The 25,606-nt window shown below is 40.2% G+C and carries 22 protein-coding genes; 9 read left to right on the top strand and 13 right to left on the bottom strand.

Annotated features, from left to right (window positions below; translation table 11 throughout):
* Positions 1-64: 64 nt before the first annotated feature.
* From L3V46_RS05455 to L3V46_RS05440, 4 genes are all read right to left on the bottom strand, one after another.
* Complete coding sequence (locus L3V46_RS05455; RefSeq protein WP_004717481.1) at positions 65-469, bottom strand: biopolymer transporter ExbD; 405 nt, start codon at positions 467-469, stop codon at positions 65-67.
* Positions 469-1,209 (bottom strand): MotA/TolQ/ExbB proton channel family protein, encoded by a 741-nt coding sequence (locus L3V46_RS05450; protein WP_096734860.1) that lies wholly within the window; start codon positions 1,207-1,209, stop codon positions 469-471. The genes L3V46_RS05455 and L3V46_RS05450 overlap by 1 nt, the downstream gene beginning before the upstream one ends.
* Before the next feature lie 27 nt (positions 1,210-1,236).
* A complete protein-coding gene (locus L3V46_RS05445; RefSeq protein WP_224964047.1) occupies positions 1,237-2,064 on the bottom strand; it encodes a TonB family protein in 828 nt (275 codons plus the stop codon).
* Positions 2,065-2,255: 191 nt separating this feature from the next.
* Positions 2,256-3,389 carry an LLM class flavin-dependent oxidoreductase gene (locus L3V46_RS05440; protein ID WP_239045144.1) on the bottom strand — a complete coding sequence of 378 codons (1,134 nt, stop codon included), beginning with the start codon at positions 3,387-3,389 and terminating at the stop codon, positions 2,256-2,258.
* 315 nt (positions 3,390-3,704) lie between these two features.
* Between L3V46_RS05440 and L3V46_RS05435 the strand changes: the two genes are divergently transcribed.
* The 7 genes from L3V46_RS05435 to tatC all read left to right on the top strand — a co-directional run bounded on the left by L3V46_RS05435 (position 3,705) and on the right by tatC (position 8,671).
* Positions 3,705-4,769 carry an ABC transporter substrate-binding protein gene (locus tag L3V46_RS05435; RefSeq protein WP_239045143.1) on the top strand — a complete coding sequence of 355 codons (1,065 nt, stop codon included), beginning with the start codon at positions 3,705-3,707 and terminating at the stop codon, positions 4,767-4,769.
* A gap of 12 nt (positions 4,770-4,781) precedes the next feature.
* Positions 4,782-5,621: an ABC transporter permease gene (locus L3V46_RS05430; protein WP_004717490.1), complete on the top strand. Its 840-nt coding sequence runs from the start codon at positions 4,782-4,784 to the stop codon at positions 5,619-5,621.
* On the top strand, positions 5,621-6,409 hold the full coding sequence (locus L3V46_RS05425) for an ABC transporter permease (RefSeq protein ID WP_004717492.1): 789 nt from the start codon (positions 5,621-5,623) through the stop codon (positions 6,407-6,409). Before L3V46_RS05430 ends, L3V46_RS05425 begins: the two co-directional genes overlap by 1 nt.
* A 30-nt stretch (positions 6,410-6,439) precedes the next feature.
* On the top strand, positions 6,440-7,195 hold the full coding sequence (locus tag L3V46_RS05420; RefSeq protein ID WP_154129246.1) for an ABC transporter ATP-binding protein: 756 nt from the start codon (positions 6,440-6,442) through the stop codon (positions 7,193-7,195).
* A 96-nt stretch (positions 7,196-7,291) separates the two neighbouring features.
* Positions 7,292-7,507, top strand: a complete 216-nt coding sequence (locus L3V46_RS05415; protein WP_004717495.1) for a Sec-independent protein translocase subunit TatA — start codon at positions 7,292-7,294, stop codon at positions 7,505-7,507.
* A 13-nt stretch (positions 7,508-7,520) separates the two neighbouring features.
* Positions 7,521-7,937, top strand: coding sequence for a Sec-independent protein translocase protein TatB (gene tatB / locus L3V46_RS05410; RefSeq protein ID WP_239045142.1), 417 nt, complete (start codon positions 7,521-7,523; stop codon positions 7,935-7,937).
* Positions 7,934-8,671 carry a twin-arginine translocase subunit TatC gene (gene tatC, locus L3V46_RS05405; protein WP_004717500.1) on the top strand — a complete coding sequence of 246 codons (738 nt, stop codon included), beginning with the start codon at positions 7,934-7,936 and terminating at the stop codon, positions 8,669-8,671. Before tatB ends, tatC begins: the two co-directional genes overlap by 4 nt.
* Positions 8,672-8,713: 42 nt before the next feature.
* Here tatC and L3V46_RS05400 read toward each other — a convergent pair whose 3' ends face one another.
* Positions 8,714-9,784, bottom strand: coding sequence for a sigma-54 dependent transcriptional regulator (locus L3V46_RS05400; RefSeq protein ID WP_004717502.1), 1,071 nt, complete (start codon positions 9,782-9,784; stop codon positions 8,714-8,716).
* A gap of 317 nt (positions 9,785-10,101) precedes the next feature.
* Here L3V46_RS05400 and L3V46_RS05395 point away from each other — a divergent pair, with 317 nt between their 5' ends.
* Entirely contained in the window at positions 10,102-11,193 is a 1,092-nt protein-coding gene (locus L3V46_RS05395) for an LLM class flavin-dependent oxidoreductase (protein ID WP_239045141.1), read from the top strand.
* Between the two features lie 127 nt (positions 11,194-11,320).
* Here the strand turns inward: L3V46_RS05395 and L3V46_RS05390 are convergent, their stop codons facing one another.
* From L3V46_RS05390 to L3V46_RS05370, 4 genes are all read right to left on the bottom strand, one after another.
* Positions 11,321-12,532, bottom strand: a complete 1,212-nt coding sequence (locus L3V46_RS05390) for a lipase family protein (RefSeq protein WP_085942779.1) — start codon at positions 12,530-12,532, stop codon at positions 11,321-11,323.
* A gap of 105 nt (positions 12,533-12,637) precedes the next feature.
* Positions 12,638-15,130 (bottom strand): TonB-dependent receptor, encoded by a 2,493-nt coding sequence (locus tag L3V46_RS05385; protein WP_239045140.1) that lies wholly within the window; start codon positions 15,128-15,130, stop codon positions 12,638-12,640.
* Between the two features lie 166 nt (positions 15,131-15,296).
* Positions 15,297-17,129 carry an ABC transporter ATP-binding protein gene (locus tag L3V46_RS05375; protein ID WP_239045139.1) on the bottom strand — a complete coding sequence of 611 codons (1,833 nt, stop codon included), beginning with the start codon at positions 17,127-17,129 and terminating at the stop codon, positions 15,297-15,299.
* Positions 17,126-18,949: an ABC transporter ATP-binding protein gene (locus tag L3V46_RS05370; protein WP_239045138.1), complete on the bottom strand. Its 1,824-nt coding sequence runs from the start codon at positions 18,947-18,949 to the stop codon at positions 17,126-17,128. The genes L3V46_RS05375 and L3V46_RS05370 overlap by 4 nt, the downstream gene beginning before the upstream one ends.
* A 286-nt stretch (positions 18,950-19,235) precedes the next feature.
* Here L3V46_RS05370 and L3V46_RS05365 point away from each other — a divergent pair, with 286 nt between their 5' ends.
* On the top strand, positions 19,236-20,291 hold the full coding sequence (locus tag L3V46_RS05365) for an ABC transporter substrate-binding protein (protein ID WP_239045137.1): 1,056 nt from the start codon (positions 19,236-19,238) through the stop codon (positions 20,289-20,291).
* A gap of 201 nt (positions 20,292-20,492) precedes the next feature.
* Here L3V46_RS05365 and L3V46_RS05360 read toward each other — a convergent pair whose 3' ends face one another.
* The 4 genes from L3V46_RS05360 to L3V46_RS05345 are packed head-to-tail and all read right to left on the bottom strand — an operon-like array spanning position 20,493 to position 25,604.
* Positions 20,493-21,761, bottom strand: coding sequence for an acyl-CoA dehydrogenase family protein (locus tag L3V46_RS05360; RefSeq protein ID WP_239045136.1), 1,269 nt, complete (start codon positions 21,759-21,761; stop codon positions 20,493-20,495).
* 26 nt (positions 21,762-21,787) lie between these two features.
* Positions 21,788-23,605 (bottom strand): ABC transporter ATP-binding protein, encoded by a 1,818-nt coding sequence (locus tag L3V46_RS05355; RefSeq protein ID WP_239045135.1) that lies wholly within the window; start codon positions 23,603-23,605, stop codon positions 21,788-21,790.
* Positions 23,606-23,607: 2 nt separating this feature from the next.
* Positions 23,608-24,456 (bottom strand): ABC transporter permease, encoded by an 849-nt coding sequence (locus tag L3V46_RS05350; protein ID WP_239045134.1) that lies wholly within the window; start codon positions 24,454-24,456, stop codon positions 23,608-23,610.
* A complete protein-coding gene (locus L3V46_RS05345; protein ID WP_239045133.1) occupies positions 24,453-25,604 on the bottom strand; it encodes an ABC transporter permease in 1,152 nt (383 codons plus the stop codon). The genes L3V46_RS05350 and L3V46_RS05345 overlap by 4 nt, the downstream gene beginning before the upstream one ends.
* Positions 25,605-25,606 lie beyond the last annotated feature (2 nt).

Raw genomic sequence — 25,606 nt, 5'->3', positions numbered from 1 at the left:
ACTACCCATATTTTTAGACACTAAAAAAGCTGCCGTAGCAGCTATTTCATTCAGCATCCAAAGACTACTTGGGTACGGTAATCACAGATAATTTTTCTACCCCTACTCGCTCAATACTGGCAAGTAATTTTGCAACTGTTCCATAAGGAATGGTCTCATCGGCATTTAAATTCAAAGCCAATTTAGGGTTGCTGTTTTTACGTGACTGAATCTCTTTTTCAAAACTTGCCAAAGTTACTTTATCCTTGTCAAGGAAGATTTCTCCTTGCGGATTAACACTAATGACAACCGCTTTATTCTGATCCGTTGACTGCGTCGGTGCAGCCTTGGGTAAATTTACTTTCACGGTATTGGTTAACAGGGGCGCTGTAACGATAAACACGATGAGTAAAACCAGCATCACATCAACCAATGGCGTAATGTTAATTTCACTCACCACATCATCTTCTTGGGAGGTTGAAACGGCCATTATGCAAACACTCCTTTTTCTTTGACTTCTTTACTAGATGCATCATGATTGACTACAGTATTTCCAGTGGTATTTTTTGGCTTAGCGACAGGTAACTGAAAGCCCGCTTTTTGATTTAAACTGACAAAATCAGTGGCAAAATCATCGAGGTCTGCACCGATGGTTTTAACTTTACGTATGAAATAGTTATAAGCCAACACAGCGGGTACCGCCACAGCAATACCAATACCTGTAGCAATCAAGGCCTCACCAATTGGCCCTGCAACCACATCCATACTTGCATTACCTGAATGTGCAATGGCCTGTAAAGCATGAATAATCCCAAACACTGTTCCAAATAGTCCAATGAACGGTGCGTTATTGCCAATCGAAGCCAATAATGCAGAACCTTTTTCCAATTGACGACGTTCAGTTAAAATTTGCTTGCGTAAATGACGCTCTAATAAATCCTGCCGACTCCAACTGTTTTGCAAATCTTGATGAGTCTTTTCATCTGCCTCAATCAAGGTTTGAAAACCTGCATTTGCAACACGGGCTGTAGGGCCTTCCCCCTGTTGTGATTGAGTCACTGCCTCAGGCAAATTTTTGGCTTTCCAAAAGGCTTCGACAAAGACCTTACTTTGCTTGCTGGCTTTCTGTGTCTGTACCACTTTAACCACGATCAATACCCATGTGACGATGGAGAAAGCAACCAATAACCAGATTGTGCCGTCATGGATCAATGAATTTATGTCTGTCATGTAGATATCCTCTTAATTTAAAATAGTTTATTTCGGTAATTGATAATGAATTGGAACATCAACCCAACCTTCGACAGGTGTTTTACCTTTTAAGGCCGGTGAAAATTTCCATTGCTTTACTGTTCTTACAGCCGCGCTGTCTAAAAGTTTTTTGCCGCTACTTTGTTTGACTGTTACGCTATCTGGGCTACCGTTTGGCAATACTTTGACCCTTAAAATCACCGAGCCTTCCCAACCACGTTCTAAGGCCTGTTCTGGGTACTCTGCTGCGGGGTTGCTTAGATAACCTGCATAACCCTTGGCTTCTGTCACAGGTAAATTGTCATCAGCAGGCTTCACTGGTTCTGCTGTTTTTGGAGCAGGTTCAGCGCTCAGTTTTTTGCTTACAACAGGTTCCTCAGTTTTTTGAACTGTGTCTTGCGCAATGGGTTTTACAATCGGTTTGGCTTGCTCCACAGTTTTTTGAACAGGTTTCGGCTGTTCGATAGGTTTCGCAATCGGTTTTGGTTTTTCGACCACAGGCGGAATTTTGGGTTTTTGCGTCACTGGTGGAATTTTAGGTTCAATGACTTTAGGTGGTTCCACTGGTTTGACAATTTCAATCACCACGGGTTCTGGCTTTGCAATGTCCAAAGCTGGTGTCGGTAATTGTTTTGCGATATACCAAATACCTAAATGTGCTGCAGCAACCGCAATGATCGCGATCCACAATTTATTCAATTTTGCTGGAGGTGATTGACTCACATCCAAATGATGTCGTGTAAATGGGTCTGATATGCCAGTTGCAGTTGAAGCAGATGCATATTGCCCAAATAGCAACGCCCGCTGATGGGGATTAAATATTCGTTCACTCATGGCAATTTAAACTAAAAAATAAAATACTGTATTGAAAATTGCACAAGTCATGCCAACAATATAAGTCACTAATTTTTATAAATTTAATTAAAAAAATTCTTCGATTTGTCAGCAAAGCTGTTGGTTTTAAGACAGTTCTATGCTGTTGAAACAACAAGATCCCTCTGATATCTCAAAGGGATCTAAACTTATTATTTTAATTTATATCCAACCAAGGGTAAGACTTCTTCAGCAACCCGATATGCTTCTTCCAAATGTGGGTTACTGGCGAGAATAAAATGCCCAACACCAATGTCGATATATTCTTGTAAGCGCTGTGCCACTTGTTCATAGCTCCCCACTAAAATACAGTTTGGACCACCCCTTACATTTGACATACCAGCCCAAACATTTGGACTGACAAATAAGTCTTCAAAACGATTGCCTTGTGCTAAGGCCTGCTGACGTTTTGCACCAACCGACTCAGTATCTTTACGTTCAAATGCATTGCCATCAACAGCGATGGTTTCATACATCTGTTTAAGTTCTTGAAACGCTTGTTCCTGTGTGGGGCGTGCCAAAATATCAATACGCATACCAAACTTTAGCTTATGGTCTGGGGTATTTTGTGCAAGGAAGGAGCGCGCCTGTTCAATCACTTTTTTCTGCTGTTCAACAGGTTCCCCCCAGGTTAAGTGGATATCGGCATGCCGACCTGCAACTTGCAGTGCCGCTGGACTAGCTCCCGCTAACCACAAACGAGGAACGTCATATTGATTCATTGGGTATTTCAAACCACCTTGTTCAACGTGGAAAAACTTTCCATCATAGTCAAAAGGTGCCTGATGCGAATACCCTTTTACAAACTCTAAAAATTCATTGGTTCGCGCATAGCGCTGATCATGTTCAATAAAATCACCATAGGCACGTTGCTGTGCCCCACCGCCACCTGAAATCACGTTCCATTCAACCCGTCCCTGACTGAGACGCTGCAAACTTGCTGCCATTTGGCTTGCGTATGCAGGATGGATAAACCAAGGTTGAATCGCAATCAATAATCGGAGTCTTTTGGTTTCTCTTGCCAATGCCGATGCCAGCACCCACGGTTCTTCAGTATGTGGAAAAGCAGGAATCAATGCGCCGTGAAAACCCACGATATCTGCGGCTTTTGCTACCTGTTGTACATAATCATAGTAGGCAAACAATTCATCTTGATGTTGAGGTGCCACACGTTGAGGGGATTGTACTGCTGGGCTCAGCTGGTTCCATTCACCTCGTGTATGTAACTGATGTGCTCGACGACCATCCCCATGCACAGGGATTCTCCACAAAAATTCAACAGACATAATACTTCTCAATAATTTAAAGGTTTTACACGCTATCGTGAGTGATACAACTTATGAGCAGAAACCATGCCGTTTTTTATTCAATAATGAATTCATCTATATTGTTGTTTTATCTAAATATTATAAAAACCCAGCTAAACATGGTGTTGAAATTTCAACACTTATCCATCCAATACTGTCGGTTTCACAACATAACCTGTTTAATCCATTCAAATAACACCAATCATAAAAACATAACAAACTGATTTATATAAAATAATTATTTTGGCTTGGTTCTTGCTCTATCCCCTTATATTTCTAGATTTTTATGATGATATGCGTATTTTTTCTGGTCTTTTTTTAAGTTTTAGTCTTTTAGGATTGGTTGCTTGTGGCGTACACAAAACCGAAGATCCAAACCAAAGTAAAACCGGTCAACAACAGCTTCGTATTGCGGTTGTGGCCAATGGAACTTCTGGCGGTCTGGACTTTATTGGTGTACCACAACTTATTGCACAGGACCCCATTTTTCTAAAAGCATTAAAGCAGAAAAATATTGAATTAAAGTGGGAACCTGTAACCACTGCGGCTGTGGCCACCTTAGTCAATGAAAGCTTTATCAACAATAAAATTGATTTTGCTTTTTATGGCAATCTTCCTGCGGTAGTACTCAATGCCACTGGTGTTAGAACACAAATTGTCGTCCCTGGCGGAGTCGGTAATAATGTTTATTTGGTGGTTCCAGCGGATTCACCCATCAAAACCATTGAGGACCTCAAAGGTAAAAAGATTGCCTTACATCGTGGTCGTCCTTGGGAAATTAACTTTGCTCAATTGATACAGAGTAAAGGTTTAAAGCTTAAAGATTTTCAAATCATCAATCTCAATCCACAGGCGGGAGCTGCTGCTTTATCCGCTAAAAGCGTCGATGCATTTTTTACCTTAAGTGATGCGCTCACTTTACAAGATCGCCATCTTGGCAAAATTATTTGGTCATCGCAAAGTCTACCCGCTGACTGGAAAATGCGTGCTGAACTATGGGGACGCAAGACTTATCTGGATCAACATCCAGACACAACCCAACTACTTGCTGATGCGACAGTACGGGCAATGCAGTGGATTTCACAGCATCAAGATGAATTCCAACAAAGCCAAACCAAATTTGGTCAGCCTCTAAGTGTGATTCAACGCGAAAGTCAAAATACCAGCAGTAACTGGCAACAAGATTGGTCACCTGAGTACCAAGTGGATTTTCTTAAACAGCATTATGCAAAAGTCATCGACCATGCTGTAAAAAACCAATTGATTCAAACGCCAATCAAAGCTGAAGAGTTGCTCAATGCTCAGTTTACCAGTCAAGCCATTCAAAATTTACAACCACTTGATATTCAACATAAGTAAGGAAACTAGGTCATGAAAATCCTCGTAAATCCGCTTATCGAAAAAAAAATTGTGGCGATCAAAGCACCATTATGGAGGCGATTGTCTTCTGAGCAGGTCTATCGCTTGCTCTCATTCCTTTCACCCATCTTGGCGTTACTGGTTTGGCAATTGATTAGCTATTTACAGATTTTTCCAACCCAAATTTTAGTACCACCTATAACGGTATGGCAGACATTTCTTGCCTTGTTGCAAAGTGGTGAACTACAACTGCATTTAAAAGATAGCCTTTCTCGACTGCTGATGGGTTTTTCAATTGCGGCCACCTGTGCGATTTTGTTTGGCATTGCCTATGCATCTCTCACCTCTTTCCGAAATTACACTTATATTTTGTTCAATATCCTTTATCAAATTCCAATCTTTGTGCTTATTCCTATTTTTATTTTGGTTTTTGGCATTGGTGAACTATTTAAAATTTTACTGATTATTAAAGCCTGTTTTTTTCCAATCGCACTCACAACAGCGGATGCTGTTCGAAATATTCCTAAAAAATATATTGAATTGGGCCAGATCTACAAACTAAAAACTCCAGCATGGTTGAGATACATCATCATCCCTTGCATCCTCCCACCATTAATCGGTGGACTGCGGATTGCTCTAGGTCGTGCTTGGTTGATTTTGGTGGCCGTTGAATTACTTGCTGCAGGCACTGGCATTGGTCAAATGATGGAGCTCGGACGACAAATGTTACGTTTAGACGTTGTCATGGTCGGAGTTTTTATTACAGGAATCATTGGTTTTGCTTTAGATAAAACTTTACGTCAGCTCGAACAATATCTTGTATCACCTGCATTGAGTTCAAGGGGGAAATAATGTCACAGCATCCACTGAACTTAAAAAGTGCTTTTGCGCAACCACTGATCTTGATCAAAGGTCTGCTGCTCCCGCTCCTTTTACTGGCTTTATGGCAATACAATTCAAGTTTAGGCGCCAGTCATGCCTATGCATTTGTGCCTTTACAGAAGGTGTATTTTGCTTTTATTCAGCTGCTTGAAACAGGTGAATTATGGTTAAACACATGGGGAAGTCTTAAAAAAGCTGGACTGGGATTTTTACTTGGCTCGACAACAGGGCTACTACTCGGTGCCTTACTTGCCTATTCAAAAATTTTAAATGCCTTGGTTTCACCATTATTTAATAGCATTCGCCAAGTACCCTTACTTGGTTTAACCCCATTGATTGCACTGTGGTTTGGCAATGGTGAGCAGGCAAAAATCTTTATTATTGCGCTTGCTTCTTTTTTCCCGATGGTGATTAACAGCTTTCAAGGGCTAAGCCATTATGACCAGAAATACAGTGAAGTCGCTCGTATTTACAAATTATCTTTTTGGCAGGAATTTAAAAAAATCCGTTTCCCTCAAGCTCTCCCATATATTTTAACGGGGTTGAATTTAGCGGTGCCTTTTACATGGATTACCACAACTGCCAGTGAGCTGTTATTCAATGCTGGTGCAGGCTTAGGCAATTTAATGATGAAAGCTGAAATCAATGCCGAAATGGATATTTTGTTGGTGTGTGCAATCACGGTCACCCTCAGCGGTATTGGCATGACGCTTTGTATTCACTTGATTTCTAAACGACTACTGCAATGGCGTGTTTAACTGAATCACCCATCTCATCAGGATATTGATATGAGCTTTTCCTTACTCTCGATTAAAAAACTCAATAAATCATTTTATCGAGATCAACAAACTTTCACCGTATTAGATGGTATTCATCTCGATATTCAACAAGGAGAATTTATTTCTATTGTCGGAAGCAGTGGCTGTGGTAAATCGACCTTGTTGCGCTTAATTGCAGGATTAGATAAAGACTATCAAGGTGAGATTTTACTGAATCAAACACCAATACAAGGGACAGATTTAAAACGAGGTTTAATTTTTCAGGAGCACCGTCTATTGCCTTGGCTCAGTGTTTCCGAAAATATTCATTTAGCGCTCGAAGAAACCGACTTAAGCCGTGCCGAAAAAAATGCCCGTGTGGCAGAACATCTTACAATTGTGGGTTTAAAAGGTTTTGAAAATGCTTATCCACATGAGCTATCGGGTGGTATGGCGCAGCGGGTAGCGATTGCACGAGGCTTGGTTAATCAGCCTGATATTTTACTTTTAGATGAACCCTTTGGTGCTTTAGATGCAATTACACGTAGCCATCTGCAAACTGAATTACAACGTATTTGGCAAGATCAAAAGATCACCATGATTCTAGTTACACATGATATAGAAGAAGCGGTTTATCTGGGTGATCGCGTGATCGTAATGTCTGCTCGACCAGGAAAAATTAAAGAAATCATTCAAGTTCCTTTGACCCATCCAAGACATAAAGACAGCGAATTATTATTTAACTATCGTAATCAAGCACTCAATATGCTGGACCATAGCGCATAATGAAATCGAATATTCATCGATATAAATATTATTTAGAAAATATATTCAAGCATGATATTTATACCAACTAGTTTTAAATTATTAAGGAAATATGAAATGGGTTTATCAATTTGGCATATATTATTATTTGCCGTGATCGTTATTTTATTATTTGGTACATCAAAACTTAAAAACTTAGGTAAGGATTTAGGTGGTGCAATTAAAGATTTTAAAGACTCGGTTCATTCTGATGATCAAAAACTGTCTGAAACAAATCAGCCTAAAGAAATTCATCATCTCGATTTAAATAAAGAAAAAAACACTAACGGGTGAGTACTAAATCATTATGTTCAATATCAGTTTTGGTGAACTCTTGGCTTTTGCTGTTATTGCACTGATTATATTGGGACCTGAAAAGCTCCCTCAAACATTAAGGGTGGGATTACTTAAATATAGAGCCCTTAAAAATAATCTTAACAAAATCCAGCTAGAGTTAGAAAATGAACTGGAATTGCTTGAACTAAAAAGGATCATGCAAGAAGAGCTGCTCAAAATAAAACAAAACGAAGAGCTGCTCAAACAGCAGCTTGCACAAATGCAACACGAAATCCAAAGTGTACATAGCGCTGTTGCTATAGCACATCAAGCGCCCCCTTATCCCATACATGATTATGTTTATCAAATCTCTGCGCGTGAATTAAAAGTACCCTTTTTAATTTACACAACATCATCCAATATCTTGCGTGAGGATCAAGCTGCATGACCGAACAAATACTCAGTGAAACACTCACTGAAATGAAATATAGCGAACATTTAAAAGAGCTTAGAAAGCGTTTGATCTATAGCATTGCTACAGTCTTAACTATTTTTTTACTATTATTGCCCCTTGCACAACACAATTATCATTTTTTGGCTCAACCCTTAATATCCCGATTGCCTAAAAATTCAACCATGATAGCTACAGATGTGATGAGTACATTTTTAGCGCCCTTTAAACTCAATATTTATTTTGCAATTTTATTGGCGATTCCCTTTATTCTTTATCAATTCTGGCGCTTTATTGCACCTGCTCTATATCAAAGTGAAAGAAAATTTGGCGTGGCGCTTGTACTCTCCAGCATCGGTTTATTTTATCTTGGCCTATTATTTGCCTATTATTTGATTCTGCCTTTGGCGTTAAACTTCTTTGTCTTAGCTTCACCAGATAATGTTTTACCGATGACTGATATCAACAGTTATCTTGATTTCTGTCTCAAGCTTTTTCTGGCTTTTGGTATCGCCTTTCAAATCCCTGTACTCACCTATATTCTTATTTTTATTGGTATTCTTTCCATTCAACAATTGGAACATTACCGTAAACACATCATTGTTTTGTTTTTCTTTATCGCAATGTTTATTACACCCCCTGATATTTTTAGCATGCTTGCACTGGCAGTACCAATGTGGCTTTTGTTTGAACTTGGTTTATGGATCACAAAAATGACCAGCCCAAAATAAAACATCCATGGGTAAAATGGATGTTTCTATTGCACAGCCCAATTAAACAATTTCATTTTTATTTGGTAATAAATTATATCTTGATAACAAATTACGTAAAACATTGCGCGACAGTCCTAACATTTTTGCAGTCTTAACCTGATTATTCCAGCAACTTGAAAAAGCGGTATTGACGATTTTATCTTCAATGATGTGCCATGCTTCACCATCATATTCTTGAAATAAACGCTTGAGTACATCCTCAAACTCTTGAATCAAATCATTATCTGGTAAAACGCTTGAGCCACCCTCCTCTGAAAACCTTAAATGTTCAATATCAATGGTTTTGCCACCACTGATGAGCAGTGCATAATGGATATTATTTTCAAGCTCACGGATATTTCCCGGCCAACTATAGTTGAGTAGTGCATTTCTGGCGCGATCACTGATGTTGGGTTTCGGCGTAATCATCTTTTGCGAATAGGAGTTTAAGAAAAAATCCACCAAAGGCAAAATGTCACCCTTACGCTCTCGCAATGGTAAAATATTTAGCACAACCACATTTAGGCGATAGTATAAATCTAAACGGAATTTATTTTCCGCGACAGCTTTACGCAAATCAACATGTGTACCAGACAAGATGCGTACATTAATCGGGATCGGTTTACGTCCACCGACCCGAACAACTTCCTTTTCTTGCAATACACGTAACAGTTTTACTTGCAAAGACAACGGCAACTCACCCACTTCATCCAAGAACAAAGTTCCGCCGTCGGCTGTTTCAAAAATACCAGGGCGTGTCTTATGCGCACCCGTAAATGCGCCTGCTTCATAACCAAACAATTCAGATTCTGCAAGTGTTTCAACTAAAGCACCACAATTGACAGCAAGAAACGGCTTATTTTGGCGATCACTTTTCAAATGAATTTCACGTGCGATTAATTCTTTACCTGTACCTGATTCACCTTGGATGATCACACTGGCAGAACTTGGTGCAATGGTTTCAACTTGGCTTAATAGCTTACGAGAGTTTTGATCAGAAAATATAATCGCTTTTGCTCTTATTGGCTTAATTGGCACACCATTATCAGGCAAGGTAATTACTTTATAATCATTATCCAAATAGGATTTCATAATTAACCCTTTAAATAGCTGAGGAGGATATTAAAATAGAATAGTACAATTCTATTACAAAGCTGATAAATAATAATTACAGATATTTAATCCTAAATTTATATATTGAATGATTTAATAGGCGTTTTTGCTTATGCATTTATAATCAATATATTTCTATTTTTATGCAATGTTGCTTTTTAAACAATATGTCTGTCAATTGATCATATATAAACAGCTTACAATAATATTTTTGAAAAAATTATATATTTTATCTCCCCTCACTATTTGGCATCTATTTTGCTCTTTTATTTAAAATTTACAGCATAGGTTAAATGATGAGCATAGAGTTTGTGGGTATGGTTTTTCCAAATCAATGGTCTGAAACCAAAGGAACCCGAATTGGTCATAAAATTGATCTCGAATATTTACGTTATCATGCTCGTGCACATGAATATGCAGGCTTTGATAAAGTTTTAATCGCCAATGGACCAAGTAGCCCTGATAGTACCCAAATCGCAGCTTATCTGGCACAACAGACTGAACAACTTGGATTTATGATTGCACATCGCCCTGCGCTGATGACGCCTAATCTGGCTGCACGTTCCTTTGCCACACTGGACCATACCACTGGCGGAGGACGCATTCGTTTACATGCCATTACGGGAATTACCGCTGAACCGCAAGAAGGTGATTATATTGTTGATAAAATTCAACGTTATGAACGCACGGGTGAATATCTAGATATCATCCAAAAGCTTTGGAAAAGTGAGCAACCGATTCACTATGAAGGCAAATACTTTAAACTGGAAAATGCTTTCTGCCCTTTAAAACCGGTCAATGGAACTTCTATTCCGATTTCATTCGGTGGTTCTTCGGATATTGCCTACGATATCGCAGTGCGTCATGCAGATCTTTATTCGCTTTGGGGTGAGCCTTTAGCGGGCGTGAAAGAGCAGATAAATAAACTTAAAAAGGCAGCAGAAGCAGCCAATAAACCCCAGCCGCAGGTCAGTTTATCAGTACGTCTTATTATTGGGCCAACAGAACAATTCGCATGGCAACGAGCACAACAAATTTTAGCTGATATTCAGCAAAATCCAACGTTCCAAAATAATGGCTCACTTTCGGGACATAAAATTAAAGGCGTAGGTTCACAACGGTTACTGGCAGCAGCACAACAAGGTGATCGCCATGACCGAGCCTTATGGATGCCAACTGCAAGCGCAGTTGGGGCCTATGGTGATACCACCGCCCTTGTCGGAACGCCTGATACGATTATTGCCGCATTACTTGATTATGTAGATCTGGGCGTCACCACCTTTTTAAATCGTGGTTATGATCCAATTTACGATACTGTGGACTATGGTCGTTATATTATTCCTGCGGTACGAGCTGAGGCGGCCAAGCGAAACAAACAGATTGCCTAAGTCCTCAAGCTAAATAAAAACCGCTCATTTAATCGGATTGAATGAGCGGTTTTTATTGCTTGCTAATTTAAGGTCTTGTCATAACCATGAGCATCATTATGAGGGATGGTTATTTTCTTCTGATTTTCTATTGTAAATCTGGTTTGCAAATGGACTGAATCTTCTCCCCTGCAATCACCTTTTTGGCAAATGGAACAGAATCTTGTAGGGAAGCATTCACTGTCTCACTATGTCCCAATCCATGATACAAATGCCCTTCAACGACTGTACCTGCCTTACATGCATCCGCCACCAACTTCATTTGATTACGTGCATCTGGTGTACGATCATTTGCCCCAGTGCCAATAAATAATGGATGATTGATTTTTAAGGTCGGGTAATAACCATAATCATTGGATTGTTTTTCCTGTAATTTTTTATAGATCGATGGTGGATTCGCCTTATAGGCTTGCGCAGGTGAAAGTCCTGCTGTTTGAATATCTCCCATAAAACTGGTCAAACAGGCATTTCTTGCTTGTTCCACCAAAGGCACTGCTTCAGCGGTAAAAATATCTTCAGTTTTGATTTCAGGAAATAAGCTTTGTGTCACTAAAAAACTATAAATACCATATGCTAAGGATGGACTGACTTCATAAGGATTTAACTTTAACTGATTCTTTTCAGCTGTTGCCTCTGGGTCCTGATAAATCACCCCTGTGCCAATAGATCCTTTAATATTTAACTCTGGTGCATAGGTTGCTGAATAAGCTGAAGCTGAAACAGCCCCTGCCCCACCTTGAGATTGCCCCACAATAACAAAACGATTTGCTAGAGGTAATTTCGTTTTAAGCGCAGCTCGACCGCTGTCTAAAATACTATAAGCAAGCATTGGATTATTGATCAGCAAGTGCGGGCCAGCCACACCAAGTCCTTCATAGTCAGTTGCTACTACAGCGAATCCTTCTTTTAACCATCGGTTTAAATATTGTACATCTCGATAAGATCGTCCATTCCAAGAAGGTGCGCAGGCATCTGCTAGACCAACCGTACCATGTGCCCATAACACAACAGGCCAACCTTCTTTCGGTGGCGTACCTTTAGGAAGATGTACTGTCCCAGAAACCACAATGGGGGTCTTACTATCCCGTCCACTTGTTGAACTATATAAAATACGAATGGCCGTACTATCATTGTCCAAACGGATATAAGGGTTGCTGATGTCCTCTGTCTTTAAGAGTTTTCCAGCTTGTTCTGGAATCGCAGCTTTCCATGTATAAAATGCTGAAACACGTCCATCCCCATAACGATCTTCAGGCTGAGGGGCTTGCTGGGCATTTGCCATTCCAGCAGACGTTAGTATGCTTGCGACAAAAACGGATTTAACCACATTAGATATAAAAGTATTTTGCATTTTCATGACCTTGAAACCTATTTAAAAACTGTTTTAAAAAATTTATTTTTTAATTTAAAAGTCGTAACTTACACGGCCATATAAATACGTTCCAAAGGCACCTTCTGGCGCATTAAAACTGTATTTGACGATGTTCCCTACAGATGAGTCTTTAGCTTTGTCTGGGTAACTGTTAAATAAATTATTTGCGCCCAGATTGAATTTTAGCCCTTTTACCCACGCATCTGCTTTGTAGCCAAAGTCCAAATCAGCAATCCATTGCGGATCAAAGGTCTGATCCAATGAAGTATTGGTATTATTTAAAGTAGTCCATTTATCATAACGACGGACTGCGGCATTGATACTCCACGCTTGATTTGACCAAAGTGCCCCCAATGCTAATTTGGTTTTTGGCGCTGTAGATTCAATTAGGCTTTGGGTATTTCGACCAGCAATACTGGAGACTGGAATTCGCTCACCTTTTGCAGTGATTGAGTCTCGGCTGTCAGTGATTTTATTTTTATGATAAGCCAAACCTAAATTCAGCTTTAACTTGCCATATTGTTCAAGATCAAGATCATGTTTTAATGCGAACTCCAAACCACGTGTTTGCGTATCTAATAAATTATTAAAAAACGCCACATTGGCAATATTTGCATACGGCGTATTTGCAAAAGCATTATTGATCACGCTGCCAGTAATATTGTCAGAAAGTAAAATACGATTTCGAATATCGATTTGATAAAGATCTAAAGTTGCAGAGGTATTGATAAATGGTTTGAGTACCAAACCTAAAGAATAATTGGTCGATTTCTCAGGCTTAAGTGAAGTTCCACCAATCAGTAAAGCCGCTTCACTTCCCGCAACTAAAGTCCTTTGCTGTACATCTTGCCAACCTGTCGGAGTTTGCACCGTTTGTACACTATAAGCGGAGTATCCTTGCTGGGCTAATGACGGTGCGCGATAACCTGTATTGACAGATCCACGAAGAGTCAACTGCGGAGATATATCATATTTGGCAAAGAGTTTGCCGTTGGTTGTCGAACCAAAGTCTGAATATTTTTCTGTTCGAATAGCAGCACCAACATTTAAATCTTTTACAATATCGGCTTCGAGATCCAAATAAATGCCGTACACATCTCGACTAATTTTGCGTTGGTCTTGATCTGTAATACCCGCGTATATACCTGGGATACCCGTACCTAAAGCCGTACTTGGATTAAAATAGGGTCCACGGGTATAAGCAATGGGGTCGCCTGCATTTTGTTTATATTGTTCCCAACGGTATAGCGCTCCCGTCGAAACAGTCAATGGACTGGCTAGACCATCAATTGCAAAATCACGACTATAGTCCAGTCCTGTATTGAGTTGGGCAAAAATGTTTTCCCCTAAATCATAATGAGAGGGTGAATCTGCACCATAACTTGGGTTAATGCCATTGCCTTGTTCAGTGCTGACTTTGTTTTGTCCATAAGTGGCATACAGGTCATATTTTCCTGAAGTCTGGTTGCCTTGTTTAACCCCAAACGTGGTCGCAAAATCATCCACACTGACTAAACTCAAAGGTGAGCGTCCATCAGGATAACGTTGCTTAAAATAACTGGATTGATTCAGTACTGTTTTGGTGGTTGGAGGTTCATAAAAATTTTCCCCGATGGTCTTACGATGCCCATAACTACTAAAACCATACAAGGCAATTTCATCAGTTAAAGGTAAATCTAAATTCGCAGTGATATTGATTTGGTCTTTTTGTTCAGGAGAACCAAATTTCCAAGTTCTAAATGGTGTGTTCTGCTCGGTATATTGGGCTTGGGTTGAACCATCATAAAATGTTCGCGTATCTGGTGCAGTATTACTTGCAGCTTTACGCTTTCCTAAATCTACGGCAACAGTTAAAGCACCATCATTGGGTAATTCAAAGCCTTTCCAAAGATTGATTTTATGCTGTTCACCATCCCCTTGTGTATAGCCTCCAGTTTGATAACTCACGCCACCACCATGATCACGTGATTTCAATATAATGTTAACCACGCCCGCGATCGCGTCAGAACCATATTGAGCTGCGGCACCATCTCGTAAAATCTCTATACGTTCAATGGCACTAATCGGGATTAGGCTTAAATCTGTTACCGCAGCACCTCTCCCCCCAGCATACGCTTGTCGAGTGAAGTAAGCCGCTGTATGGCGACGTTTACCATTGATCAAAATTAAGGTTTGATCTGCAGATAAACCTCGCAATGCAATACTCGGCGGCACCGATGCACCGAAACCACCCGCAGGTGATGTTGGTAAACTCACTGACGGCGATAAGCGTGTTAATGCAGCTGCAAGATCACCTGCCCCTGTTTCTTGTAGTTCTTTGGCTGTCACAATGTCTACTGGAGCAGGAGCCTCTAAAGCACTATTGATCGCTCGCCGAGAACCCGTTACAACAACTGATTGCAATGTCACGACATCCTCTTTTTCTGATACAGGCCTTTGTTCATTTGCCAAAGTGATTGAGGCGGTAAGTGTACTGAACGCAAAAACAGAAGAATGAAGAATGAATTGAGAAAAATATGTACGCATATAAGCTTCCTTAACGATCTGCACCGATATAGCAAAGCCAATGCCAAAATTTTTATTATTGAATATCAAAAACTTATCATTAAAAATAAAAAAATCATTGTTTATATTTAAACAATGATTCGAAAAAATGTTTATAAAACCACAGATTTGCTAGTGGCGCATAAGCTTATACAAGTTGATTGTGTAAATAAGATTGATACAACTGATAGTAAGATTGTTGCTGTTGAATCAGTTGTTCATGAGAACCTTGTTCCACTACAGCCCCATTCTCAATCACCACAATTTTGTCTGCTTCTTGAATGGTACTTAAGCGATGTGCGATCACAATACAGGTTCTATTTTTACATAAGCGTCGAAGGGCATATTGGATTTTCTGTTCCGTATAAATATCAATTGCAGAGGTCGCTTCATCTAAAATTAAAATTTTAGGATCAGCCAAATATGCACGTGCGAGACAAACAAGTTGGCGTTGCCCATGACTTAAATTTTTTCCGAGTGTTCCAACTTCAGTAAAATAACCATGAGGAAGCTGTCCTAGAATATCATCTGCACCAAGTTCTTCAATCGCCTGAATCAGTTGTTGATCTGTAGCTTCGGGTTGAATTAAACGTAAATTGTCTAAAATTGTGCCGCTAAACAAGACATTGTCCTGTAAAACAATACTGACATTTTGTCTTAAACTGTCCAGATGGATATCCTGTATCGGATAACGGTCTAAGAAAATCCCCCCCTGCTGAGGCTCATAAAACCGTGTCAGTAATTGAACAATCGTGCTTTTACCATGACCTGTCGGCCCCACGATCGCAACCACCGTTCCAGCGTCGATCTCTAAATCAAAATTTTGTAAAACAGCTTTGGTGGTATAAGCAAAATGTACAGACTGAAAACGAATATGCCCGTTAAGTTGCCCTAATTTCAACGCATGTGGTGCATCTTGAATGCTAGATTGGGTATCTAAAAGTAGAAATATCCGTTGTGCACACGCTGCACCATTGGCATAACGCTCAAATAAATCGGTCAATTCCTGTAAAGGTGCCAAGAATAAAAACACGTAAAAAATACTTTCGGCAAACTGTCCAATACTGATGACACCTTCACTATAAGCATAACTTCCAATCACAATAAAAACCGCGGTTGCCACTGTCGAAAGCAATCCAGTAAATGGGGCAAACCAGCTGGTCCGCTTACTTCCATAAATAATAGAATCATTAAAATCTTTTAAGAGCTGCTGATAGCGCTGTTGATTGGTTTCACTATAATTTAATTGCTGAATAATTTTGGCGCCATTTACCGTTTCAACCAAATGTGCAGTAAATCGACTGCGTTCTTCGGCAACCCGTCCCCAATGCCGTTGTGATGACTTTTTAAATATTGCAGTCATTGTCAATAAAATCGGCAAAGTTGCAAATAAACACCAGAAAAATGGGGGATAGATATGCCACAAAAGCACAGATGCTAATCCGCAACGTAAAATCGCAGAAAGTAGTTCAGGTGGTCCTTGTATCAATACTGGTTCTAAAGTATCGACATCACGATCCGCTCGTGAAATAATTCGGCCCGCTTTAGTTCGATCAAAATAACCAATATTTAAAGCTTGAATATGTTGAAATAATGAACGTCTTAGATCATTAATGACACTTAAAGCCGCTTTTCCAGACAAGTATTTTGATACACCCGCTAATCCAAAACGACACACCCAGCTGAATGCCAGAATAGCAATTGCTATAAAAAGTACTGGCTGATACAACACCAGTATCCCAGCCACTTGCTGAAATCCAGAATCTAAAATGTACTTGACTGCCCATGGACGTACAAAGATGCTCAGCGCTTGTAAGATCTCTACTGAGATCATGGCTAGAATTAAATAACGAATCGGATAAAGCAAAGGAATGAGTTTTTTTAACATTCCGCGATGTAGTGCGGTTTTTGCTAAGTTTTCTTCGATCTGCAGATCAGAGATTTTCGCCAGCGGACGGAAATTTTTAACCGTGGTATTCATGCTTGAATCTCCTGTTGCGCTTTTTGAAAGCCCATCAACTCCCGATAAAATACGCAATGCTGGAGCAATTCTGTGTGGCTCCCTTGAGCAAGAATTTGTCCCTGATCTAATACGATAATGCGATCTGATAAAGAAATCGTGGTCTGTTTATTTGAATTGATCAGAATGGTTCTTTTGAGCTGATTTTTATTGTCAGCCAAGCCTGATAAACGCTGTAATACTTGTTTTTCTGTAGTGGAATCTAAAGCACTGGTTGAATCATCAAGCGCCAAGATTGGCGAGTTTTTTAAAATTGACCGTGCCAGTGCAATCCGTTGTTTTTGCCCTCCAGATAAGGTGACTCCCTTGTCCCCTATTCGTGTCTCCAGACCAGCATCGAGTCGCTGTAACAGTTCAGATGCTGAAGCCAAATGCAACGCATCTCGCATCTCCTGTTCAGTCGCATTCTGTTTGGCTATTTTTAAGTTATCCGCCAAGGTTCCTGAGAAAAAGAAATTATCTTGCGGAATAATCTGAACCATATGACGTAAGTTAGCCAAACTCAGATCTTTAAGATTGAGCCAACCGCGTTGATCTGAACCGATCCAGACCTGCCCTGCGGTTGGATCGATAAAACGATTGAGCAAGTTCATCAGTGTGGTTTTACCCGCTCCAGTTTTCCCCACAATGGTGACGATTTCACCTGCTCGGAATTCAACATTACACTGTTTTAAAATATACTTTTCTGTCTTTCGATCCTGAAAACTGACATTTTCCAGTCGAATATTTAAACCTTCATCCCCATCAGCATCCCCTTGTAGTGGCAAAGCATGTGCAGCATCTACAATTGCCGATTTCTCATCTAGCATTTGCCATATTCGAGTTGCCGATGAACGTGCATCTGCAAAAATATGTAAGACCTGTCCAATACTTTCAATACGAAACACCAATAAATTTGCCATAAGTACAGCAGCCACAAATTGCCCAATCTGTAATTGATTTTGTCCAATTAAGTAGCCACCAAACCCAATCACCCATAAGTAGGAACAGGCAATAATCATTTGAGGAATCGGTAAGCGTTGTGCACTGGTGCGAATGGTTTGAATGGAATGACGAATAAAGCTATCAACCGCAGCATTAAAACGTTGTAAGAGCTTTTCCTCAAGTTGAAAGGCTTTGACCACTCGAATGCCATTGACGCTTTCAGCCAAAGTATCACTGACTTTTTCATAGGCATAGGCAACTTGATGATCCAGCACCACCAACTGATTGGTCAGTTTAAACAGCACAGCTAGGCCTAGAAAAATAAAAATAAGCGGGACAATTCCCAACCAAGGATGATACCAACACAACAATCCGACTGTTGCGGCGACCACTAGACTGGATTCAAACACTTGTCGCCAAAAATTAATTAAAGCTTCTTTTAATTTATCTGAATCTCGGGTGGTTCTTGATAAAACTTCACCTAATCCGTGTTTCCAGTGCCATGAAACATCTAAATGCTGGACCTGGCTAAAGATTCTTTCTCTTAAAATACTTAACAATTGCTGTCCAATCGTCAAGGCACTTAAACCCGCTAAATATTGAATAATGGCGCGAAGTAAAGCGATACTCGTCAGTAGAATAAACCAAAACCACGGATTTAACGGATCTGTAAAAGCATGCTGAAATAAACTTTCAGGTTGGCTGTGTTTTAGCGTATCAATCGCATGTCCGATTGAATATTGCTGTAGTGCTAAGCCAAAATTGGCAAGGACAAATAATGTTGCCGTCAATACAAAGTGAAATGGCATAAAACGATATAAGGCCAAACTTCGCAGCAGTGGATAATTTTTAAACATAAAAATAAAACAACAACTAAAGATCTATAGCTCACTGCGAGATCTATGCCAAATTTTTCAACGGCATAAATATTTTAATCCACTGTTTTATATTGTTTTTTTAAAAAACGTGTTTGATGAGATGTTTGATTTAAAACATCCGCACTTATTCTCTGTTGTTATTGCAACAACATTTGATATATCAACATCATAAAAATAGATATTAAAAATATATTTTAAATATCAACAAGTTAAACAATGGCATCAATATTGCTTTAAAGCATTCAAATCACAACAGGATGTCACAATGACAACACTTCAAACGCAACCATTAAATACACTTTGGTATACACGCTGTCCAGTTCCTACAGGGCTCGGAATCTCGATTCAAAAAGGCTGGCTAAAAGAAAAATTTATTGAGCAACAAATTGAAATTAAATCAATTCGTGAATCGAACTCAAAAGAGGTTCGTAACTCACATTTTAACCATACCCTTGCCAATTCAGTTCGGCATGGTGGCAGTATTCCTGCAATTTGGGCATATGCTTCTGGACAAAAAACCAAAGTCATCGGTTTATCTTGGGCAGATGAAGTCCAATTACTGCTGACTCGATATGATTCCCAAATTAAGACGGTTGAGGATCTAAAAGGTAAACGCTTTGGGCTCCCACTGAATCAAGATGCCATCATAGATTTCTCTCGTGCTCAAGCCATTCGCGGTTTAGAAAATGCATTAAAAACAGTAAATCTTAAGGTCAGTGATCTTGAACTGGTGGATTGTCTGCGTGCTGATATATTAGTGGCGCAACTGCAAAATCATACCGAAGAAAATGATGCGAGTTTCTTTAGCAATCGTAATAAACTGAGCGCAAGTGCAGAGATTGTGGCTTTAATCAAAGGGGATGTCGATGCCATCTTTTTAAAAGGCGCACATGCAGCACAAATTGCCCATGATTTTGCCCTGCATACCATTATTGATATTGGTTCACATCCCGACCCTATCCTACGTTCAAATAATGGTACCCCTCGAACACTAACTGTGGATGAAGATTTTCTATCGCAATATCCACAACAAGCTCAATCCATCGTCGATGCGGTTTTACAAGCTGAACAATGGGCGCATGTGCATGCAGATGAAACTCACCGCTATCTGGCTAAAGAATGTAATAGCAGTGAACAATGGGTCCATGCAGCTTATGGCGCAGATGCACATCTCAAGCTGAATACCAATTTTGATGAAACATCGATTATTGCCTTACAAGACCTCAGTGACTTTCTCTATCGCTGGAAGTTTATTCCAGCTCAAATCAATGTTCGTGAATGGCTAGCACAAGACATTGCTATTCATTCACAAGTGGCTTAACAATACGAAAAAATAAAAGGTTGTCGTGATGACAACCTTTTATTTTTCAGCTTCCAAATTTAAGGCATCGCCTATACAAAAGCTTGTGACTATTCTCAACGCACAAAACGCTGCTTCTCACCGAAAAAAATATGCGATTAAGTACTGCCTCAAACAGTTGTGGATGAGGTTTCCGAATAGCATATTTTTGTCGAACTCAAATTATGACTTAAATTTGGTCACATTTTCAGCCTGTTTCTTTAAAAGCACAGAGTTATATTCACCAGGTGGAATATTATTTAAATAATAATTTCCAACATGATATAAACGCCAACGAATCGGATCATGTGTGGTATGCGTACGTGCATTACGCCAGAAACGATCTAAATTCCATTTTGACAAAGTAGAGCTTGCTCCAAGTAAGCCAAAAATTTCACTGGAAATTTTCAAAGATGCATGGTCTGACTGACTCCGTGTGGCAGCCACAGATAAAATCAATTCAGTTTGTAAGGCTTCATCTTCCAGATTGGTTAAATGCTGCTCAAAAATCGCTGCTGAGCGATCTAAAAGTGCTTCTGCTGAACGAACCAAAACTGCAAACTCACCAATTTGCTTAATGATATGCGGTTCCTGTGTCGGGGAGTCGACACCACTTTCCACCCAAGGACGAGCATTCTGTTGCAAATAATCAATCCCCCCTTCAAGTGCACCTTTGGCAATACCTGTATCCATAGCTGCATGCAAAATCTGAGGCCAAGTTAAACCTGTGCGTAGCACTGTCCCTAAACCACCAGTATTGCGCTTGGCAACATAGCGTTCATCGACAACAACATCTTTAAAATTGACTGTGCCACTGACACTATTGTTTTGCCCCATTGCATCCCAATCATCAAGCAGTTCTACCCCATGCGTATCACGATGAATCAAGATCGAAACAGGTCCATCATCACTGCCTGCAAATAAAGAGATCCACTCGGCCAATAAAGAGCCTGTGGAATAAAATTTACTGCCATTTAAGATTAACTGCCCTTGTGAATTTCTTTCTACACGAGTCTTATGCTGAAATTTATCTTTTCCGCCCACTTCTGCGAGTGCATTGCCTAAACGTTTACCACTTAATACATCACGCAATAATTGATCGCGAATATCATCCTCATAACCCGTTAAAATTCCTCTAAACATGGTGAAATGAATTTGTAGAAGTTGCCCCACACCACCATCTGCAGATGAAATGATCTTTACCACATTGACCAATGTGGTAATACTCGCACCTAAACCACCAAATTGTTGAGGAACAATAATCGCTGTCAGACCTGCTTCTGAAATTAAGCGGGCCTGTTCATAAGGAACACTTTTGTTATATTGAGGATCTTGAGCAAATTCAGTCAGTTGTTTTGCTACTGCCTTGGCAATATCCAATGCTTCTTGTCCACTTTGAATATGTCTTATACTGCCCAATTCTAAAAAATTGTGTTGCTGAATATCGTTCATTTTAACTCCGGAAAATCTCTTGTTTTTTATGCACAGATACGCTGTGCTGTAGTCTTAAATAAGCTGGGTGCATGTGTGAGCAAAGTTTTGGTATACGCATGTTGCGGATGACTCAGTACTTGATCGGTTTCACCGTATTCCACCAGATGGCCATTTTTTAAAACGGCAACTCGATCAGCAATTGCTCTAACTACCCCAAGGTTATGGGTCACAAAAAGTAAAGTTACGCCTTGCTTTTGCAGTTGTTGCAACAGTTTTAAAATAGATGCTTGTACTGACACATCTAAAGCAGAAGTAATTTCGTCGCAAATCAAAACATCAGGCTGACATAACAGCGCTCGTGCAATCGCTACACGTTGCCGTTCTCCGCCAGATAAATCTCTTGGGTAGAGTTCTTGAACCTGTGGAGGAAGCGATACTTGTTGAAGTACCTGAACGACCTTTTGTTGAGTTTCTTGCTGAGATGTAGCAAAAAAGTGCTGAACCACTTTAGTGAGTGTCTGTCCTATGGTGTGTGCTGGATTCAAGGCTTTATATGGATTTTGAAAAATATACTGCAGTTTATGTCGTTGTGTTAACTGACGTTTTTGTCCCTGCAAGGACAATACTTCATCTGCTAAAATCACCTGACCTTCTGCATTTTCATTCAGTCCTGCAATCACTCTAGACAATGTGGTTTTACCTGAACCAGACTCCCCGACTAAGGCCAAACATTCTCCACGCTGTATTTGAAAAGAAACATCGAAAAGTGCTTGTTGCTGGCCATACCAAGCATTGATATGTTTTACTTTAAGCAGTGCCTGTTGATCTGTTTTTAATTCAATCAGATGCGGATCAAGCTCTTGAAAATTGATCACGCCCACTTCATCCCAATGATGACAAGCAACAAAATGTGGATCAAATGCTTGAGATAATAGGGTTAATTTCGGTTGCTGTTGATGACATAATTCGCTAGCGAAAGTACATCTTGCGGCAAAAGCACATCCTGTTGGACGGTCATTCGGTGAGGGTGCATGTCCTTCGATGGGGGATAAATATTTACGAATCGACACATCGGGGATGGCATTGAGTAAACCTTGGGTATAAGGATGTTTTGGCGTTTCAAATAACTGGCTTAATGTAGCATCTTCTGCAATCTGGCCTGAATACAGGACGATTACGCGATCTGCAATATCTTTCACCACAGTCAAATCATGTGATACATAAATTGCTGCGACATTATATTCCCGACATAATTTACGAATAATATTCAGCACTAAAGTTTGGGTCGTAACATCCAATGCTGTTGTCGGTTCATCCAAGACAATTAAGCGAGGCTGTAACAAAAATGCCAATGCTAATAAAATCCGTTGTTGTTGCCCGCCGGAAAGCTGATGAGGATAGCGTTTTAAAAACACATCATCCTGAGGCAATCCCACTTCATCTAAAATTTTAGCAACTTTATGATTTCTTTCACCACTGGATAAGCGTGATTGATGGACTTCTAATAACTCAAGTAGATGCTGTCCAATTGTTAATGCTGGATTTAGTGCCGTTCCCGGATCTTGGGCAACGTGACTGATTTTATAACCTCGAATTTGACGCAAGGCGTGATCGTCAAGACTGAGGATATCTTGTCCATCCAGCGTAATTGTGCCTTGAATAATTTTGGCACCATGTCGTGCATAGCCCAATAACGCACTCGACAATGTGGTTTTACCTGAACCACTTTCTCCCACCAACCCAAGGACTTCGCCCTCGTTTAAATGAAAAGAAATATTCGAAACCACATGATTGCCTGTGTTGACCAATGCCACCGTTAAGTCTTTTACCTGTAGTACCGTATTCTTTAAAATCTCTGTCATGGTTACTTTTCCTCAATCCGCGCTGCGGCACGCCCTACACCTTCAGCCAACACATTGGTTCCCAGCGCAAACAAAGCAATTAAAATCACCGGTGCAAATACTGCCCACGGTTGAACCAATAACCCAGCACGATTTTCATTAATCATCAGGCCCCAATCGGCTGCAGGAGGTGCGATACCATAACCAAGAAAAGCCAGACCAGATAACATGCCAACAGCCCACGTCAACATCACCCCAAGATGAATTAATAAGGGTGTCAGCATATTGGGTAGGATTTCACGGAATAAAATATAGCTTTTCGAATAACCTAAAATTTTTGCGGCCTCTACATACTCTTGCTCAACCAAATTTAGCGCAACACTTCGAGCAAGACGTACTACCCCAGGAATAAAAGCAATCGAAACAGTGAGCACAATCAGCCATGGCTCACGCCCTAGCATCGAAACGATTAATAGCACTAAAATCAGATCAGGAAATGCCATAAAAACATCGGTAAGCCAAGTCACAAACTGGTCAACTTTATTTCGTGCAAAAGCAGCCAATATGCCTAAACAGGAACCAATAATTAAAGCCACTAGACTGGCAGCGAGGGTCATCCAAATTATTGAAGCACCACCCGCTAATACACGAGACCAAACATCATGCCCAATATAGTCATAGCCAAGAAAAGCCTGTGCTTCAGGCGCACCATAGGTCATACCCACTAATGCAGTTGGTTCAAAAGGAACCAGCACTGGGCCAATAAGCGCAAATATCAAAACTAAGCTTGTCACCACAAAACCAAAACGGACTTGTCGCTCAGAAATCAAGGCTTTAAAAAACTTACGTTGATACCAATGAAGTGTACTCATTTCCCCTCTCCTGAATTGATATTCTTCAAGGCATTACGGCGATCGACAGGCTTTACCGTAATCGGTCGGCCAGATTTCCATAAACGTAATGCCTGACGTAAACCAGGTGAGCGGGCTTTATGTTTTTTTGCAGTGCGTATTTTCGGTGTGAGTAAAGTGGTCATTAAGTCTGCAATTAAATTGACCACCACCACACAGATGGTCAGCAATAACACAATCGCTTGAATGGTAGGAATATCCCGCATTTCAATTGCTGCATTCAATGCATTGCCAATTCCGGGATAACTAAATACAACCTCGATAATTAAAGCCCCACTGAGTAAAACCCGTATGGTCAATGCCGTGCCTTGTACCACGGGCACTAAAGCATTAGGCAAAACATGCTTCCAGATAATGCGACGCTCTGGAATACCGCGTAATCGTGCCGAAGTGACATAATCAGACTCTAAGGCATCGATCATTGAGCCTCGCACAAGACGCATGAGATAAGGAATAAGCGATAAAGCTAACGTTAAAATGGGTAAAATTAAAAACTCTAACTGGCTAAACGGAGACTGCCCAGGAATCAGCAATGATGCAGCGGGTAATACATGCAAGATCGAAGTTGAAAATAACATCATCAGCCAAATGGCAATGACAAATCCGGGCACTGCTTTAAAAATAATCGAGCTAGATACAATGATTCGGTCTAGTTTGCGATCACGACGTAGCGATAACCAAACGCCAAGTAAAACTGAAATCGGTACAGTGATTGCCACCACCAAGCTACTCAAAGCAAGCGTATTACCAAAATAGTTTTGAATAATCTGTAATACAGATACATTAGAATCAATTGAGCGTCCAAAATTACCTTGTAATAATTGAGTCAGCCAATTCCAGTATTGCACCAATATCGGTTGAGTCAGCCCCAATTGTTCACGCAGTATTTGAACCGTAGCTTCTGGTGCTTCTGGTCCTAAAATGACCCGTGCAGGGTCAGATGGAAGCGCTTGAGTCGCGATAAATACAATTAAACTAATCACAAAAATCACTAAAATTCCTGACACGATACGGGTCAAAAACCAAGGTAACCATGCAGGAAATTCAAACGACTTGGCGATAGCTGGATGTTGAATCGAGCTTTCAATTTTGCTGGCTTGAGTCGTCATTA

The organism is Acinetobacter sp. AG3 (assembly GCF_022343575.1).
In the GTDB taxonomy this organism is placed as follows: Bacteria; Pseudomonadota; Gammaproteobacteria; order Pseudomonadales; family Moraxellaceae; genus Acinetobacter; species Acinetobacter guillouiae.
The sequence above is the reverse complement of the archived record's forward strand: the minus strand, read 5'-3'. Positions and strand labels throughout refer to the sequence as shown.

Bases quoted from the DNA above. Each gene is read 5' to 3' on its own strand.
- L3V46_RS05455 (WP_004717481.1), bottom strand. From the start codon at position 469: ATGGCCGTTTCAACCTCCCAAGAAGATGATGTGGTGAGTGAAATTAAC.
- L3V46_RS05450 (WP_096734860.1), bottom strand. From the start codon at position 1,209: ATGACAGACATAAATTCATTGATCCATGACGGCACAATCTGGTTATTG.
- L3V46_RS05445 (WP_224964047.1), bottom strand. From the start codon at position 2,064: ATGAGTGAACGAATATTTAATCCCCATCAGCGGGCGTTGCTATTTGGG.
- L3V46_RS05440 (WP_239045144.1), bottom strand. From the start codon at position 3,389: ATGTCTGTTGAATTTTTGTGGAGAATCCCTGTGCATGGGGATGGTCGT.
- L3V46_RS05435 (WP_239045143.1), top strand. From the start codon at position 3,705: ATGCGTATTTTTTCTGGTCTTTTTTTAAGTTTTAGTCTTTTAGGATTG.
- L3V46_RS05430 (WP_004717490.1), top strand. From the start codon at position 4,782: ATGAAAATCCTCGTAAATCCGCTTATCGAAAAAAAAATTGTGGCGATC.
- L3V46_RS05425 (WP_004717492.1), top strand. From the start codon at position 5,621: ATGTCACAGCATCCACTGAACTTAAAAAGTGCTTTTGCGCAACCACTG.
- L3V46_RS05420 (WP_154129246.1), top strand. From the start codon at position 6,440: ATGAGCTTTTCCTTACTCTCGATTAAAAAACTCAATAAATCATTTTAT.
- L3V46_RS05415 (WP_004717495.1), top strand. From the start codon at position 7,292: ATGGGTTTATCAATTTGGCATATATTATTATTTGCCGTGATCGTTATT.
- tatB (WP_239045142.1), top strand. From the start codon at position 7,521: ATGTTCAATATCAGTTTTGGTGAACTCTTGGCTTTTGCTGTTATTGCA.
- tatC (WP_004717500.1), top strand. From the start codon at position 7,934: ATGACCGAACAAATACTCAGTGAAACACTCACTGAAATGAAATATAGC.
- L3V46_RS05400 (WP_004717502.1), bottom strand. From the start codon at position 9,784: ATGAAATCCTATTTGGATAATGATTATAAAGTAATTACCTTGCCTGAT.
- L3V46_RS05395 (WP_239045141.1), top strand. From the start codon at position 10,102: ATGAGCATAGAGTTTGTGGGTATGGTTTTTCCAAATCAATGGTCTGAA.
- L3V46_RS05385 (WP_239045140.1), bottom strand. From the start codon at position 15,130: ATGCGTACATATTTTTCTCAATTCATTCTTCATTCTTCTGTTTTTGCG.
- L3V46_RS05375 (WP_239045139.1), bottom strand. From the start codon at position 17,129: ATGAATACCACGGTTAAAAATTTCCGTCCGCTGGCGAAAATCTCTGAT.
- L3V46_RS05370 (WP_239045138.1), bottom strand. From the start codon at position 18,949: ATGTTTAAAAATTATCCACTGCTGCGAAGTTTGGCCTTATATCGTTTT.
- L3V46_RS05365 (WP_239045137.1), top strand. From the start codon at position 19,236: ATGACAACACTTCAAACGCAACCATTAAATACACTTTGGTATACACGC.
- L3V46_RS05360 (WP_239045136.1), bottom strand. From the start codon at position 21,761: ATGAACGATATTCAGCAACACAATTTTTTAGAATTGGGCAGTATAAGA.
- L3V46_RS05355 (WP_239045135.1), bottom strand. From the start codon at position 23,605: ATGACAGAGATTTTAAAGAATACGGTACTACAGGTAAAAGACTTAACG.
- L3V46_RS05350 (WP_239045134.1), bottom strand. From the start codon at position 24,456: ATGAGTACACTTCATTGGTATCAACGTAAGTTTTTTAAAGCCTTGATT.
- L3V46_RS05345 (WP_239045133.1), bottom strand. From the start codon at position 25,604: ATGACGACTCAAGCCAGCAAAATTGAAAGCTCGATTCAACATCCAGCT.